We start from the raw sequence: 14712 nt of genomic DNA on the forward strand, positions 1-14712 counted from the left end.
CGAAACCGTCTGACGACAGATCACGAAACGAGCAGTGAAGCCGCATCTTATCGGGTCGCACCGTCTCGTGACTGCACGCTACAAGTGTAGCTGAACAACCCACTGGCCGTCTGTGGCCTGGTTCACGGTCCCGGCGGATCGAATGCCCTTGTGGATTTGAGCGCAAAGCCTTCCCCTTTTGCCATCCTTTCGCTATTGCACGCACTAACCCAAGATTGATGACGCAGGACGCACCCCATGGCGATGGAAAAGACATTCAACGCGGCCGAGGCCGAGGCCCGCATCTACGAGGCCTGGGAACAGGCCGGAGCCTTCAAGGCAGGCGCGAACAAATCGCGTGACGAGAGCTTTACCATCATGATCCCGCCGCCCAACGTGACGGGTGCTTTGCACGTGGGTCACGCGTTCAACAACACGCTTCAAGACATCCTGATCCGTTGGCACCGGATGCGCGGCTTCGACACGCTCTGGCAGCCCGGCCAGGACCACGCGGGCATCGCCACGCAGATGCAGGTTGAAAAGATGCTTGCCGCCACGCAGCAGCCGGGTCGGCGCGAACTGGGTCGCGAGAAATTCCTTGAGAAAGTTTGGGAGTGGAAAGGCGAATACGGTGGCACGATCATCGAGCAACTGAAGCGCCTCGGCTCCTCCTGCGACTGGTCGCGCAACGCCTTTACTATGGCCGGGGCGGCAGGCGATCCTCGCACAGGGCATGAGAACTCGGCCAATTTCCACGATGCCGTGATCAAGGTTTTCGTCGACATGTACGAAAAGGGCCTGATCTATCGCGGTAAGCGTCTGGTCAACTGGGACCCTCATTTCGAAACTGCGATCTCGGACCTCGAAGTCGAGAATATCGAAGTCGCGGGCCACATGTGGCACTTCAAATACCCGCTGGCCGGGGGCGAGACCTACACCTATGTCGAGAAAGACGAGGACGGGAATATCGTGCTTGAGGAAGAGCGCGACTATATCTCGATCGCCACGACCCGACCTGAGACCATGCTGGGCGACGGCGCGGTCGCGGTTCATCCCTCGGATGAGCGCTATGCGCCCATCGTCGGCAAGCTTTGCGAAATCCCGGTTGGTCCGAAAGAGCATCGCCGTCAGATTCCGATCATCACCGATGACTACCCTGATCCCGATTTTGGCTCGGGCGCGGTGAAGATTACCGGCGCGCATGACTTCAACGACAACATGGTCGCCAAGCGCGGTGGCATCCCGATGTACCGCCTGATGGACACCAAAGGCGCGATGCGGTCAGATGGTGCGCCCTACGCGGAAGAAGCGGACAAGGCGCAGGAATACGCGCGTGGCCGTGAGTTCACCGAAAACGAAATCGACGCGATCAACCTGATCCCCGACCACCTGCGCGGCCTCGACCGGTTCGACGCGCGCGCGAAGGTTGTCGAAGAAATCACTGCGGACGGTCTGGCCGTTATGACCCGTGCGGATGATCCGCGTCTGGGTTCAACCGCTCTGAAGCCCGATCATGAGGGCGCGGACAAGCTGGTCCCGCTGGTTGAGAGCAAACCAATCATGCAGCCGTTTGGCGACCGCTCAAAAGTGGTCATCGAGCCGATGTTCACCGACCAATGGTTCGTTGATGCCGCAAAAGTCGTCGGCCCCGCGCTGGATGCGGTAAAGGACGGCACGGTCAAGATCATCCCCGAGTCGGGCGAGAAAACCTACTACCATTGGCTGGAAAACATCGAGCCCTGGTGCATTTCGCGCCAGCTGTGGTGGGGCCATCAGATTCCGGTTTGGTATGGCCTCGATCTCTCGGCTGAGAACTTCAAGGACGACGAAAACGACGGCGACCTTGATCTGGTCGAATTGGGCCGTTTGCTGAACGAAGGCGGCATGTTGCATCGTGGCAATGTCATGGAATGCGCTGCGAGCCTTGAAGCTGTCACCGAGAAATTCCTCGATGACAACGCAAACATCCCCAGCCCGCTGAGCCATGCGACGGTTGTCGAAGTCGCCGACAAGCAGGAAGCGATCCATCAGTTCGCTGAAAGCCTTGCTCAATACGCGGTCGATCAAGACCCGACCAAGCTGGTCTATCCGGTTTGGCGCGACCCGGATGTGCTCGACACATGGTTCTCCTCCGGCCTCTGGCCCATCGGTACGCTAGGCTGGCCCGAACAGACCGAGGAACTGGAACGCTATTTCCCGACGGACGTTCTGGTTACCGGTTTCGACATCCTGTTCTTCTGGGTCGCCCGGATGATGATGATGCAACTGGCCGTGGTCGATCAGATCCCGTTCCGCACCGTCTACCTGCACCAGCTCGTCCGTGACGAGAAGGGCAAGAAGATGTCCAAGACCACCGGCAACGTCATTGACCCGCTGGAAATCGTGGACGAATTCGGCGCCGACGCGCTGCGCTTTACCAACGCCTCGATGGCGGCGATTGGTGGTGTGCTGAAACTGTCCCGCGAGCGCATCACCGGTTACCGGAACTTCGGCACAAAACTGTGGAACGCCGTCCGCTTTGCCGAGATGAACGAGGTCTTCACCGACGCCGTCCCACAACTGGACGTGGCCGACCTGAAGCCCAAGGCGGCCGTGAACCGCTGGATCATCGGTGAAACTGCCCGCGTGCGGGAAGAGGTCGACGCTGCGCTAGAAAGCTATCGTTTCAACGATGCCGCGAATGGGCTTTATGCCTTTGTCTGGGGCAAAGTCTGCGATTGGTATGTGGAGCTGTCAAAACCACTGCTGCAAGGCGACGACACCGAGGCCCAGGCCGAGACCCGCGCCACCATGCGCTGGGTTCTAGATCAGTGCATGGTCCTGCTGCACCCGATCATGCCCTTCATCACCGAGGAGCTTTGGGCGCTGACCGGCACCCGCGACAAGATGGTTGTCCACGCCGACTGGCCGACCTACGCCGCTGCTGACTTGATCGACACCGACGCGGATCGCGAGATGAACTGGGTGATCTCGGTGATCGAAAACACCCGCTCGGCCCGTGCGCAGATGCGGGTTCCTGCTGGCCTCTATGTGCCGATGCTGGTGACCGAGATTGACGACCACGGCCAAGCCGCATGGGACCGCAACGAAGCGCTGATCAAGCGCTTGGCGCGGATTGATAGCCTGACCAAGGCCGACGAGTTGCCAAAAGGCACGATTTCGATTGCTGCTCCGGGCGCGAGCTTCGGTCTGCCTCTGGCGGATATCATCGACATCGGCGCCGAAAAGGAACGGTTAGAGAAAGCCAAGGGCAAACTGGCGAAAGAACTCGGCGGTCTACGAGGACGTCTGAACAACCCCAAATTCGTGGCCTCGGCCCCGGAGGAGGTGGTTGAAGAAGCCAAAGCAAACCTCGCTGCGCGCGAAGAAGAAGAGGCCAAGCTGAACGAAGCCCTCGCTCGTCTGGCCGAACTCGCCTGATCTTCTTCTCGTTCCAAATACGGAAATCCCGACCTCATCACCCGAACCGGTGGTGAGGTTTTTCTTTACCTTCAGAGCTTTCCCCTTGTTCGCGCCAGCCCGCGCTTGTTAGCACTTCGGAATATCAACTCTCCGAGGCCCCTATGGCACGACCTTTCCCTCCGATGCAGACCGTCTCAACCGGACTGGTAGTCGCCATTGTCGGGTTCTTCAGCTCATTTCCCATCGTGCTGCAAGGGCTGGCTGCGATGGGCGCATCGGCCGCCCAAGCAGCCTCGGGACTGATGAGTGCTGCAATTGCCATGGGGCTGGCCGCGATTGTTCTCAGCCTGCGCTACCAGCAACCCATCAGCGTGGCCTGGTCTACCCCCGGAGCGGCACTACTGGCGGTTTCAGCCACCCCGGCCGCAGGCTTCTCCGGCGCAATCGGAGCCTTCCTCTGCGCCGGAGCCTTGACGATTCTGGCCGGGCTTTGGAAACCCTTGGGGCGTCTGGCCGCTGCGATCCCGACCACTCTGGCACAGGCGATGCTCGGCGGTGTTCTTTTACCCCTTTGCATTGTCCCGTTCAAAGCAGCTGTTGAGCTACCTTGGCAGGCACTGCCCGTGATCCTGACATGGTTCATCGCCGGACGTCTGAACCGGCTGTTTGCCGTTCCCGCAGCCGTCGTAGCCGCAGCTCTCATGGTAGTGTTCAGCGCCGAAGGTGCATCCGTCCGGCCCGAGGCTTATCTGGCCGCGCCCGTCTGGACGATGCCGTCATTCTCACTTGCGTCAGCTATCGGCATCGGCCTGCCGCTGTTCGTCGTCACAATGGCAACCCAAAACATCCCCGGCATCGCCGTGATGCGCAGCTTTGGCTACACACCCGCACCTGGCAAGCTGTTTTCCTCCGTCGGAGGGGCAAGTATGTTGTCAGCCCCATTTGGAGCTCCCGCCACCTGTCTGGCGGCCATCACCGCCGCGATGTGTTCGAACGAAGACAGCCACCCGGACCGTACTTTGCGCTATTGGTCGGCAATCATGGCAGGCGTGTTCTACTGCGTCTTCGGTATCTTCGCCGTGGCAATCACAGGCTTTGCCGTCCATGCCGACCCGCTTCTGATGGGTACGCTGACCGGCGTGGCCCTGATTGGCGTTATGGCCAACGCCACCTTCGCAGCACTCGAAATACCCGCCGAGCGCGAAGCTGCGATTCTGACCTTCGCCATCACCGCCTCTGGGATCACGGTGTTCGGTCTGGGCGCGGCGGTCTGGGGCTTGATGGCTGGGGGCGTCGCCTATCTCTTGACCACCAAACTGCGATGATCCCTTTCTCCCCGAGCCTGAAAAAGCTATCCTTCGCCCATGTTCGGATCGCTTGGAAAACTGGTGGAACGCCAGATCAAGAAGGCTCAGGCCGAAGGCCAATTGCAGGGTCTTGAGGGCGAAGGCGCGCCTCTGCCTGATCGCTCAGGCGAAGCACAAAGCGATCCCGCCATTGCGGCCGGTCATCGGATCATGGCGCAGGCCGGGGTACTGCCCGAGGAGTTCGACATCAAAAAACAGTTGGACGAGGCCCGCAAGGAATATGCCGGACTGACCGATCCCGAGGCCCGCAAAGCCACGATGTCTAAGATCGCCGATCTCGAAATGCGCTACAACATGGCCCGAGACGCGCGGCGTGCCTTCATGCGGTGATCACTTGAACTCGGGCTTTCGGCCCTGCATCTGTGCCATCACAACCTCCATCTGGTCAGGCTTTCCAATCAGATCCACCTGTTCCGAGGACTCGGCCAGCAACACATCGGCGCGCGGATTGGTTTCGGCAAAGTCTATGAGGCGCTTAGCGGCGCGGATGGCTGAGGGGCTTTGCGAGGCGATGTTTTCAGCCAATGCAAGTGCTTCGGTCTGTGGATCATCGGACAGCTTGGTAACCAGGCCCCACTCGGCCGCCTGTGCAGCCCCAATGGGACGCGCGGTATAGGTCAGCAGCCGCAAAACATCCGAGCGGACCAATTTCGGAAGCAGAACCATGCCCCCCATATCGGGAATGATACCCCATTTCATCTCCATCACCGCTAGCTTCGCCTCGGGGTGAGCGATGCGGATATCCGCGCCCAGGGCGATCTGCAGGCCGCCCCCATAGGCCGCGCCTTGGATCGCGCAGATGACAGGAACGGGGATGCGCCGCCAGATCAGCGCCAGTTCCTGCATCTCATTGGCGTCTTCATGGCTGCGGGTCATCAGCCATTCGGTCGGGTCCATATGGGCCATTTTCGCGAAACTCGCCATGTCGAGACCGGCGCAGAAGCTTTTGCCTTCACCCGATAGGACAACAGCGCGGGCGTCCGAGGCGGCAACCTCTTGCCCGGCGGCCAGCAGCGCCTTGATCATCGCCTCGTCCAGAGCATTCATCTTGTCACCGCGCGTCAGCGTGACATGAGCGATGTGATCCTTGTACTCGACAGATACGCGCGCCATTCCGGACCTCCTTGTTTTGCAGTCTTAACAAGACTGCCCCGAATGCGAGTGCAGTTCCACCGCGACGTTGAGGCATGTTGAGGCGCGGGCTTGCAGCAACCCGCGTGGTGGGCTTATCTGCGCCTATGACCAGACCTCGCTACACATCGCTCGCCCAATCCTTGCCCGCAACCGTCCCGTTTGTGGGGCCGGAAACGCAGGAGCGCCAACGCGGTGCCCCCTTCAAGGCGCGGCTTGGTGCGAACGAAAGCGTGTTTGGCCCCTCGCCTCGTGCAATTGAAGCGATGCAACGGGCCGCCAGTGAGATCTGGATGTATGGTGACCCCGAGAATCACGATCTGCGCCATGCGTTGACTGGGCATCACAAAGTTACCCCCGAGAATATCGTGGTGGGCGAAGGCATTGACGGGCTGTTGGGCTACTTGGTGCGACTATTGATCGGGCCGGGCGACGCGGTGGTGACTTCAGACGGGGCCTATCCCACATTCAACTACCATGTGGCGGGCTTTGGAGGGGTTTTGCACAAGGTTCCCTATCGCGACGATCACGAAGACCCAGCCGCTTTGTTTGCCAAGGCCGCAGAGGTTGATGCCAAGCTGGTCTATCTGGCAAACCCCGACAACCCGATGGGAAGCTGGCATTCGGGCGCCGATATCGTGGCCGCGATGGAGGCTCTGCCCTCAGGATGCATGCTGGTTCTGGACGAGGCCTATGTCGAATGTGCGCCTGACGGCACTGCTGCGCCTGTTGCCGCCGATGATCCCCGTGTGATCCGGATGCGGACGTTCTCCAAGGTGTACGGGATGGCAGGCGCGCGGGTGGGCTATGCTATCGGTGCCCCCGAATTGATTGCGGCGTTCAACAAGGTACGCAACCATTTCGGCATGAACCGGGCTGCGCAAGCCGGGGCGCTGGCGGCACTTGAGGATGGCGACTGGCTGTCAGAGGTGCAGGCTCGGATCACTGAGGCTCGGCATCGTATCGGACGCATTGCGCAGGCCAACGGTTTGATCCCGTTGCCTTCGGCCACGAATTTCGTTGCGATTGACTGCGGGCGTGACGGGGTGTTTGCGAAGGCTGTTCTGGACTCGCTGGTCGAACAGGGTGTGTTTGTGCGGATGCCATTTGCGGACCCGCAGAACCGCTGCATCCGGGTGAGTTGTGGTGCAGAGGCAGAGATGGCGGCTTTTGAAGCGGCCCTGCCATTGGCCTTGGCGCACGCTCGGGCGGTATAGGGGGGCTGTCTGCCCCCCTATACCGCCAGAGGATATCTTGAGCCAGATGAAGAGGCGGATCGGCGCTATGTGGCCAATATCGCGGCGGCGGCTTCCAGCGCGCCTTGGCCGCGGGGGATATCAAGTGCCGCCATGGCGGTTTCCATGCCACCCAACATCGCCATGATCATCTGCGCGTTGACGTGCCCCATATGACCCAAGCGGAAGCAACCGTCCCAGTCCTCCATCCCCAAGCCGATGCCCAGCGTCAGACCAAGCTGGTTTTCGGTGTAGTTGCGCAGCAGAGTGCCACGCCCCTCGGTCAGGCGGAGGGCGGTGACGGCGTGGCTGCGATGGGTCGGGTCGGCGACGTTGAAATGAAGCGCACCGCCTTGCGCCCAGACATCGCAGGCGGCCCAGATGGCTTTGGCGAGACGCTCATGGCGGGCCCAGACGTTTTCGAGACCCTCACCGTGGATCAGGTCCAGCGCGGCGCGCAGCCCGTATAGGTGATGGGTGGGCGCGGTGCCATTGAAATACTGATAGAACAGTTCGGGGTTGGCGCGCGGTTGCCAATCCCAATATTGCGAAACGCGGGGCATTGCAGCACGTTTCGCCTGCGCTTTGTCGTTGAAGAAGACAAAGCCGGTGCCCGCCGGTGTCATCAGGCCCTTTTGGCAGGCTGTGACTGTGACATCGACACCCCAAGCGTCCATCTCGAACCGGTCGCACCCCATTGAGGCGATGCAGTCAGCCATGAGGAGTGCGGGGTGGTTCAAGTCATCCAGCAAAGCGCGCAAACCCGGAATGTCATTCCGAATCGAGGTGGAGGTATCCACGTGGACGGCAAGCACAGCTTTGATTTTGTGCTCATTGTCGGCGTTCAGCGCCTCGGCGATACGGTCGAGATTCCAGGGTGAGGACAAGCCGAAGTCTATCAGGTCAACCTTTGCGCCGATCCCCTCAGCCATTTCGGCCCAGCCATGAGTGAAACGACCCGAGGCCGGGGCCAAAACGGTTTCTCCGGGCGCGATCACATTCGATAGCGCGGCCTCCCACGTGCCGTGGCCGTTGGCGATATAAATGGCGACGTCGTGCTGGGTACCAGCCACGCGCTTGAGGTCCTGCGTCAGCGCGGGCATCATCTCGATCAACGCGCCATCGTAGATGTTGGGAGACGGGCGGTGCATAGCCTGCAGCACCGCGTCGGGCATCACCGAAGGGCCCGGAATGGCCAGATACTCGCGCCCATGCACGAGGGAGGTTTGGTTTGTCATGAGGGTAACCTGCTTAACTTGTGGCCTACCCTAGCGTTTCGCCTTGCGGCGTCAATCCGTCAGGTGGGTCGCCTCACGCGCAAGCGCTTCGATCCCGGACCAGTCGCCCTCTTGAACCATCTGCTTTGGCGCGACCCAGCTGCCACCGGCGCAGACCACGTTGGACAACGAAAGGTAGTCGCGGGCATTTGAGGGCGATACTCCGCCTGTGGGGCAGAAAGTGATCTGAGGCAAAGGCGCCCCTATTGCTTTCAGGGCCGGTGCACCGCCCGAGGCCTCGGCGGGGAAGAATTTCAGCATGTCGTAGCCCTTTTCCAGCAGGGCCATGGCCTCACTCGCGGTGGCCGCGCCGGGCAGAAGGGGCAAGCCTTCGGCTTCGCATGCCGCGATCAGGACATCGGTCGCGCCGGGCGAGACGCCGAACTGCGCGCCCGCCTCTTTGGCGGCGCGGACGTCTTCGGGAGTGACCAGCGTGCCTGCGCCCACGACGCCTCCGGGTACAGCGGCCATGGCGCGGATCACGTCCAGCGCGGCAGAGGTGCGCAGGGTGACTTCGAGCGCGGGCAGACCGCCTGCGACCAGCGCCTCGGCCAAGGGACGGGCGTGGGCGACGTCATCCACGACGAGCACCGGAACGATGGGGGCCAGCGCGCAGATCTCGCGGGTGCGTTGGGTTTTGGTCATGGGTTAAACTCCGAAAATGCTGGCACCTGTGTCGGCGGACCCGACATTCTGGCGGAACGCGCCGAAGAGGTCGCGGCCGACGCCGTGCTGGTTGGCAGACAGATCAGCGGTCGCTGGGCTGCGGTCGAGGACGCCGGGTGTGAGGATTTCAAGCTCACCCTTTGCGGCATCGACGCGCAGCAGATCACCGTCTTGCAGATAGCCGATGGCACCACCGTCCAGCGCCTCGGGGCAAACATGGATGGCGGCGGGAACCTTGCCCGACGCTCCAGACATGCGGCCATCGGTGACCAAAGCGACCTTTTGGCCTCTGCCCTGAAGGATCGACAGTATCGGCGTCAGCGAGTGCAGCTCGGGCATACCGTTGGCCTTCGGACCCTGGAACCGAACAACGACGATGACATCATCAGTGAACTCTCCGGCCTTGAAGGCGGCTTTGACATCGTTCTGGTCGTGGAACACACGGACGGGCGCTTCGACCACCTGATGTTCGGGTGCCACGGCCGAGACCTTCATGACGCCGGTGCCCAGATTTCCGGTCAGGCGCGACAGACCACCGGTAGGCTGGAACGGATCCTTGGCTGGGCGCACGATCTTTTCATTCAGACTGTGACCCGCACCGTCTTCCCAGACCAACTCGCCGTCTTTCAGCTTGGGTTCCTTGGTGTAATTGTGAAGACCCTGCCCCGCAACGGTCAGTGTGTCGGGGTGCAGCAGCCCATCATCCAACAGTGTGCTGATGGTAAAGCCCAAGCCCCCGGCGGCATGGAAGTGGTTCACATCGGCCAGACCGTTGGGATAGACCCGCGCGACCAGCGGGACCACGGCGGAGATGTCGGAAAAATCCTCCCAATCCAGAACGATACCACCCGCGCGCGCCATGGCGATCAGGTGGATCAGCAGGTTGGTCGAGCCGCCTGTGGCCATCAGGCCAACGATACCATTGACGAAGGCGCGTTCATCAAGGATCTGACAAACCGGCGTGTAGTGATTGCCCAACGCGCTGAGAGACAGGGCGCGGCGCGCACCTTCCTCGGTCAACGCATCGCGCAGAGGCGTGTTGGGATTGACGAAGCTGGAGCCCGGCAGGTGCAGGCCCATGAACTCCATCAGCATTTGGTTGGTGTTGGCGGTACCGTAGAAGGTGCAGGTGCCGGGGCCATGGTAAGCTGCCATTTCAGCCTTCATCAAGGCGTCCCGACCCACTTCTCCGGCAGCAAATTGCTGGCGGACCTTGGCCTTTTCGTCGTTGGGCAGACCGCTGGTCATCGGACCAGCCGGCAGGAAGACGGCCGGCAGATGGCCAAAGGCCTGCGCGCCGATGATCAGTCCGGGCACGATCTTGTCGCAGACCCCCAGAAACACAGCCGCGTCATAGGTGTTGTGGCTGAGAGCCACGCCCGTCGCCAGCGCGATCACATCGCGCGAGAACAGCGACAGCTCCATCCCCGCCTCGCCTTGCGTTACGCCGTCGCACATGGCGGGAACCCCACCTGCGACCTGCGCTGTGCCACCTGCCGAGCGGATCGCCTGACGGATCAGCTCGGGATAGCGCTCGAACGGTTGGTGGGCCGAGAGCATGTCGTTATAGGCGGTGACGATGCCGAGGTTCCCAGCCGTACCGGTCGCCATCGAGTTCTGATCTTCACCCGCACCGGCATAAGCATGCGCCTGACCGCTACAGGACAGATGCCCACGGGCGGGGCCTTTGGATTTGGCCTGTTCCATCCGCTCAAGATGCGGGCCGCGCAGGTCAGCGCTGCGGTCGATGATGCGTTTGGTGACGTCGGAAATAACTGTATTGACCATGATTACCCTCCGATCTGACGCCAGCGGCGTCCATCGCGATGCATCAGCATCAATGCTTCTTCGGGCCCTGAACTGCCCTGATCGTATTTTGCGGGCTTGTCGCCACGCTCTTCCCAGCCGCGAATAATGGGATCAACCCAGGCCCAGGCGGCCTCGGCCTCATCGCCGCGCATGAACAGGGTCTGATCGCCGCGGATCACATCCATGATGAGGCGTTCATAGGCGTCGGGCGATTGCGCACCATCGCCCAGCGCATCGGCAAAGCTCATGTCGAGCGCCACGTCAGATAGACGGAACCCGCCCTGCCCCGGTTCCTTGATCGTGGTGCGCAGAGTGATGCCCTCGTCCGGCTGCAGACGGATCACCAGCACATTGCCGTGCAGAGGCCCAACGTTGGGAAAAATCGTATGCGGTGGGTCGCGGAAAAACACCGCTATCTCTGACTCGCGAGCCCTCAGGCGTTTGCCGGTGCGCAGGTAGAACGGCACGCCCGCCCAGCGCCAGTTACCGATATGAGCCTTGAGCGCAATGAAGCTTTCGGTGCGGCTGGCAGGATCCCCGACATGATCGAGGTAACCGTCGCCCCCCTTGTCTGTGCGATACTGACCGCGTGCGATATCCTTCGGCTCGACCGGCTCCAGCGCTTCGATCACCTTGACCTTCTCATCTCGTACCGCGTTGGGCGCGAATTTCGAAGGCGGCTCCATCGCGGTCAGACAGAGAAGCTGCACCAGATGGTTCTGAATCATATCCCGCATCGCGCCGGATTGGTCGTAGTATGCACCGCGCCCCTCGACACCGACAGTCTCGGCCACAGTGATCTGCACGTGATCGACATGGGTCGCGTTCCACAGCGGCTCGAACAGCGAATTGGCAAAGCGCAGCGCCATCAGGTTTTGTACGGTTTCCTTACCCAAGTAGTGGTCGATCCGGTAGATTTGATGCTCTTCGAAACAGGCGCGTAGCCCCTCGTTTAGTGCCTTGGCCGAGGCCAGATCATGACCGAAGGGCTTTTCCACCACGATCCGACTGTCAGGCGTGGCAAGCCCGTGATCATTCAGACGCTGTGCAATGCCTGAGAACAGGCTGGGACCCACAGACAGATAAAAAGCCCGCACCACGTCAGGCCTCAAGGCTTTGGCCAGATCAGACCAGCCCGCATCGCCCAGCGCATCCACCGGCACATAGTCAACATGCGTCAGAAATCGATCCAGAGTGTCCTTGTCGTAGCTTGGCGCGAATTTGTCCATCGACGCGCGCAACTGGTCACGAAACCCGTTACTGTCCATATCGGACCGGGCGGTCCCGATGATCCGCGCATCCTCCGGCATTTGGCCCATTTCAAACCGGTGATACAGCCCTGGCAAGATCTTGCGCTGCGCCAGATCGCCCGTCGCGCCAAACAGCACGAGGTCGAACGGGTCTACCGGGATGACGCGTGAAACCATGATCAGCTTCCTTTTGTGCTTCCTGCCTCAAGAAGCAGAATCTCAGTCGCGATGGGTGTCGCTGGTGCGACCACGAATGTTATCGCTAACATTTCCACGGTTGGATACGGAACCTTGAAATAAAAATCAAGCCCGGAATCCCCAATAGGCCGACTGATGGGTCACGTTTGAGACCGCAACCACTCCATAACCGCCGGGCGCACGGATTGCTCACCGCGATGACGTGCATCCGCGATGATCTTGCGGACGTCCTGCAGGTTCGATCTCAGCAACAGGCTTTTGACTGGGCCGATCGAAGCCGGACGCATGGACAAGGTGCGGATACCCATCGCAGCCAGACACAGTGCCTCAACTGGGCGACCGGCATCCTCACCACAGAAACTCAGCGGCGTATCCGAGATGTTGCAACGCTCTACGATCCGTTCGATGAAGCTGAGGAAACTGACGTTCAACGTGTCATATCGACGGCGCACCAGCTCGTTTTCACGGTCGGCGGCAAAGAAGAACTGTTTCAGGTCGTTGCCCCCGATCGAGATGAAATCCACCTCGTCAAAGAACTTTTGCGGTGAGAACGCCAGCGACGGCGTTTCCAGCATCGCCCCCACTTCGAGCGTTTCCGGCAGGATATGGCCAAGACGCTTTTCACGCTCGATGGTTTTGTTGACCTCCCATCGGGCCTCGCGGAACTCCTCGGCCTGCGCAACGAAGGGGAACATGATGGTCAGTGGGCGGCCATTGGCGGCGCGCAACAGGGCCTGCAACTGCATCCGCATCACGCCGCGCTTATCCAGACCAACGCGGATCGCACGCCAGCCCAGCGCCGGGTTCGGTTCCGCCACGTGCTTCATGTAGGGCAGAACCTTGTCAGACCCGATATCGAGGGTCCGGAACACAACGCGCTTTTCTCCGGCCGCGTCCAGAACCCGCTGGTATTGGGTCACCAGCTCAGACCGTTTCGGCATCTGGTTGCGGATCAGGAATTGCAGCTCGGTCCGGAACAAGCCAACCCCTTCCGCGCCCGAGTTCCCGAGCGAGGGCAGATCGGCCATCAGGCCTGCGTTCATCGCCATGTTGATCCGCGCGCCATCCTGCGTAACCGTCGGCGTCTCCCGGATCGAGGCATAGCGTTCCTGCGCCTTGGCCTGCATCGCGATCTTGTCGCGAAACGCGCTGACCACCGAGTCTTCGGGACGCAGATGGACAACGCCATTGTCCCCATCGACCAGAATGTGGTCGCCGTTCAGAGCTTCGGTCGTGATCCGCCCGACATGCACGACCAAGGGGATCGCCAATGCGCGGGCAACAATCGTGGCGTGGCTACCCACCGAGCCTTCCTCGAGCACGATCCCCTTCAGGGACCGGCCATATTCCAACAGGTCTCCGGGGCCGATGTTGCGGGCGATGAGGATCGGATCGGGCGGCAGATCGGCGCTGTCAGTCTTGCCCTGCCCCGTCAGGATGCGCAGCAAGCGATTGCTGAGGTCATCCAGATCCGCCAGCCGTTCCCGCAAATAGGGATCGGTCACCTGCCCCATACGGGCACGGGCCTGCGATTGCTCTTTCTCGACCGCGGCCTCCGCGCTGAGGCCGAGGGCGATGTCTTCCTCCATCCGCCGCATCCAGCCCTTGGAATTGGCGAACATGCGGTAGGCTTCCAGAACTTTCAGCTGCTCTTTGTCGCCGTTCTGCGAGATTTCGAGCATCTTGTCGACGCCGACACGCAGCTCCTCGACCGCCTCATTCAACCGCTCGCTTTCACGGTGCGGGTCTTCGGCAATCGGGTTGGTCACGACGACGCGCGGCTCATGCAGCCAGACATGCCCTTCGGCAGACCCTTCCTGCGCCGGACCGCCAGTCAATTGCACCGATTGCTGGTGCAAGGGAGAAAGGGCCGCGCCTTCGCCAACGAACGCGCCCAGTTCGGCCATCTCAGCCAGAACCATCGCGACGACTTCCAGCGCATAGATCTCATCCGCGGAGAATTCACGCGCGTCACGGGACTGCACCACCAGAACGCCCAGTTTCTGACCGAGCCGCTGTACCGGCACCCCGAGGAATGAGGAAAAGCGCTCCTCGCCCGTTTCCGGCATGAACCGGAAGCCTTTGGCCGCGGGCGCATCCGCCGTGTTCACAACCTTGCCGGATTTGGCCACCCGGCCCACGAGACCTTCGCCCAGACGCATCCGTGTCTGGTGGACGGCTTCGGGCGATAGGCCCTCGGTCGCGCAAAGCTCAAGGGTTTCTTCGTCACGGAACAGGTAGATCGAGCAGACCTCGCAACGAATGCTATCGGCAATCAACTGCGTGATGCGGTCGAGACGCTCCTGACCGGCCGCCTCGCTCGCCATTTCCTCGCGCAGCCGAACCAGCAGCTTGCGGGATTCTGTTTCCGTACCGTCCGCCATGGCCCAACCCAATT

The 14712-nt window shown here is 61.2% G+C and carries 10 protein-coding genes; 4 read left to right on the forward strand and 6 right to left on the reverse strand.

What is annotated here, in order from left to right:
* Positions 1-237 precede the first annotated feature (237 nt).
* From ACR0C3_RS13280 to ACR0C3_RS13290, 3 genes are all read left to right on the forward strand, one after another.
* Positions 238-3399, forward strand: a complete 3162-nt coding sequence (locus tag ACR0C3_RS13280) for a valine--tRNA ligase (protein WP_480758868.1) — start codon at positions 238-240, stop codon at positions 3397-3399.
* Positions 3400-3542: 143 nt separating this feature from the next.
* Positions 3543-4706, forward strand: coding sequence for a benzoate/H(+) symporter BenE family transporter (locus ACR0C3_RS13285; RefSeq protein ID WP_480758869.1), 1164 nt, complete (start codon positions 3543-3545; stop codon positions 4704-4706).
* 39 nt (positions 4707-4745) lie between these two features.
* A complete protein-coding gene (locus ACR0C3_RS13290) occupies positions 4746-5078 on the forward strand; it encodes a DnaJ family domain-containing protein (protein WP_170471894.1) in 333 nt (110 codons plus the stop codon).
* Here the strand turns inward: ACR0C3_RS13290 and ACR0C3_RS13295 are convergent, their stop codons facing one another.
* Positions 5079-5861, reverse strand: coding sequence for a crotonase/enoyl-CoA hydratase family protein (locus ACR0C3_RS13295; protein WP_170377914.1), 783 nt, complete (start codon positions 5859-5861; stop codon positions 5079-5081).
* A gap of 125 nt (positions 5862-5986) precedes the next feature.
* Between ACR0C3_RS13295 and ACR0C3_RS13300 the strand changes: the two genes are divergently transcribed.
* Positions 5987-7096, forward strand: a complete 1110-nt coding sequence (locus ACR0C3_RS13300) for a pyridoxal phosphate-dependent aminotransferase (RefSeq protein WP_480758871.1) — start codon at positions 5987-5989, stop codon at positions 7094-7096.
* A gap of 65 nt (positions 7097-7161) precedes the next feature.
* On the opposite strand, the gene ACR0C3_RS13305 is transcribed toward ACR0C3_RS13300, so the two are convergent.
* The 5 genes from ACR0C3_RS13305 to ptsP form a co-directional block, all read right to left on the reverse strand.
* The gene (locus ACR0C3_RS13305; protein ID WP_480758872.1) at positions 7162-8352 is read right to left on the reverse strand and encodes a pyridoxal-phosphate-dependent aminotransferase family protein; all 1191 of its coding nucleotides are present in this window, start codon (positions 8350-8352) and stop codon (positions 7162-7164) included.
* 51 nt (positions 8353-8403) lie between these two features.
* Positions 8404-9036, reverse strand: coding sequence for a bifunctional 4-hydroxy-2-oxoglutarate aldolase/2-dehydro-3-deoxy-phosphogluconate aldolase (locus ACR0C3_RS13310; RefSeq protein ID WP_480758873.1), 633 nt, complete (start codon positions 9034-9036; stop codon positions 8404-8406).
* A 3-nt stretch (positions 9037-9039) separates the two neighbouring features.
* The gene (gene edd / locus ACR0C3_RS13315; protein ID WP_480758875.1) at positions 9040-10845 is read right to left on the reverse strand and encodes a phosphogluconate dehydratase; all 1806 of its coding nucleotides are present in this window, start codon (positions 10843-10845) and stop codon (positions 9040-9042) included.
* A gap of 2 nt (positions 10846-10847) precedes the next feature.
* A complete protein-coding gene (gene zwf / locus ACR0C3_RS13320; RefSeq protein WP_480758876.1) occupies positions 10848-12293 on the reverse strand; it encodes a glucose-6-phosphate dehydrogenase in 1446 nt (481 codons plus the stop codon).
* Between the two features lie 161 nt (positions 12294-12454).
* On the reverse strand, positions 12455-14698 hold the full coding sequence (ptsP, locus tag ACR0C3_RS13325) for a phosphoenolpyruvate--protein phosphotransferase (RefSeq protein ID WP_480540011.1): 2244 nt from the start codon (positions 14696-14698) through the stop codon (positions 12455-12457).
* Positions 14699-14712 lie beyond the last annotated feature (14 nt).

This window comes from Ruegeria sp. CK3 (genome assembly GCF_056536565.1).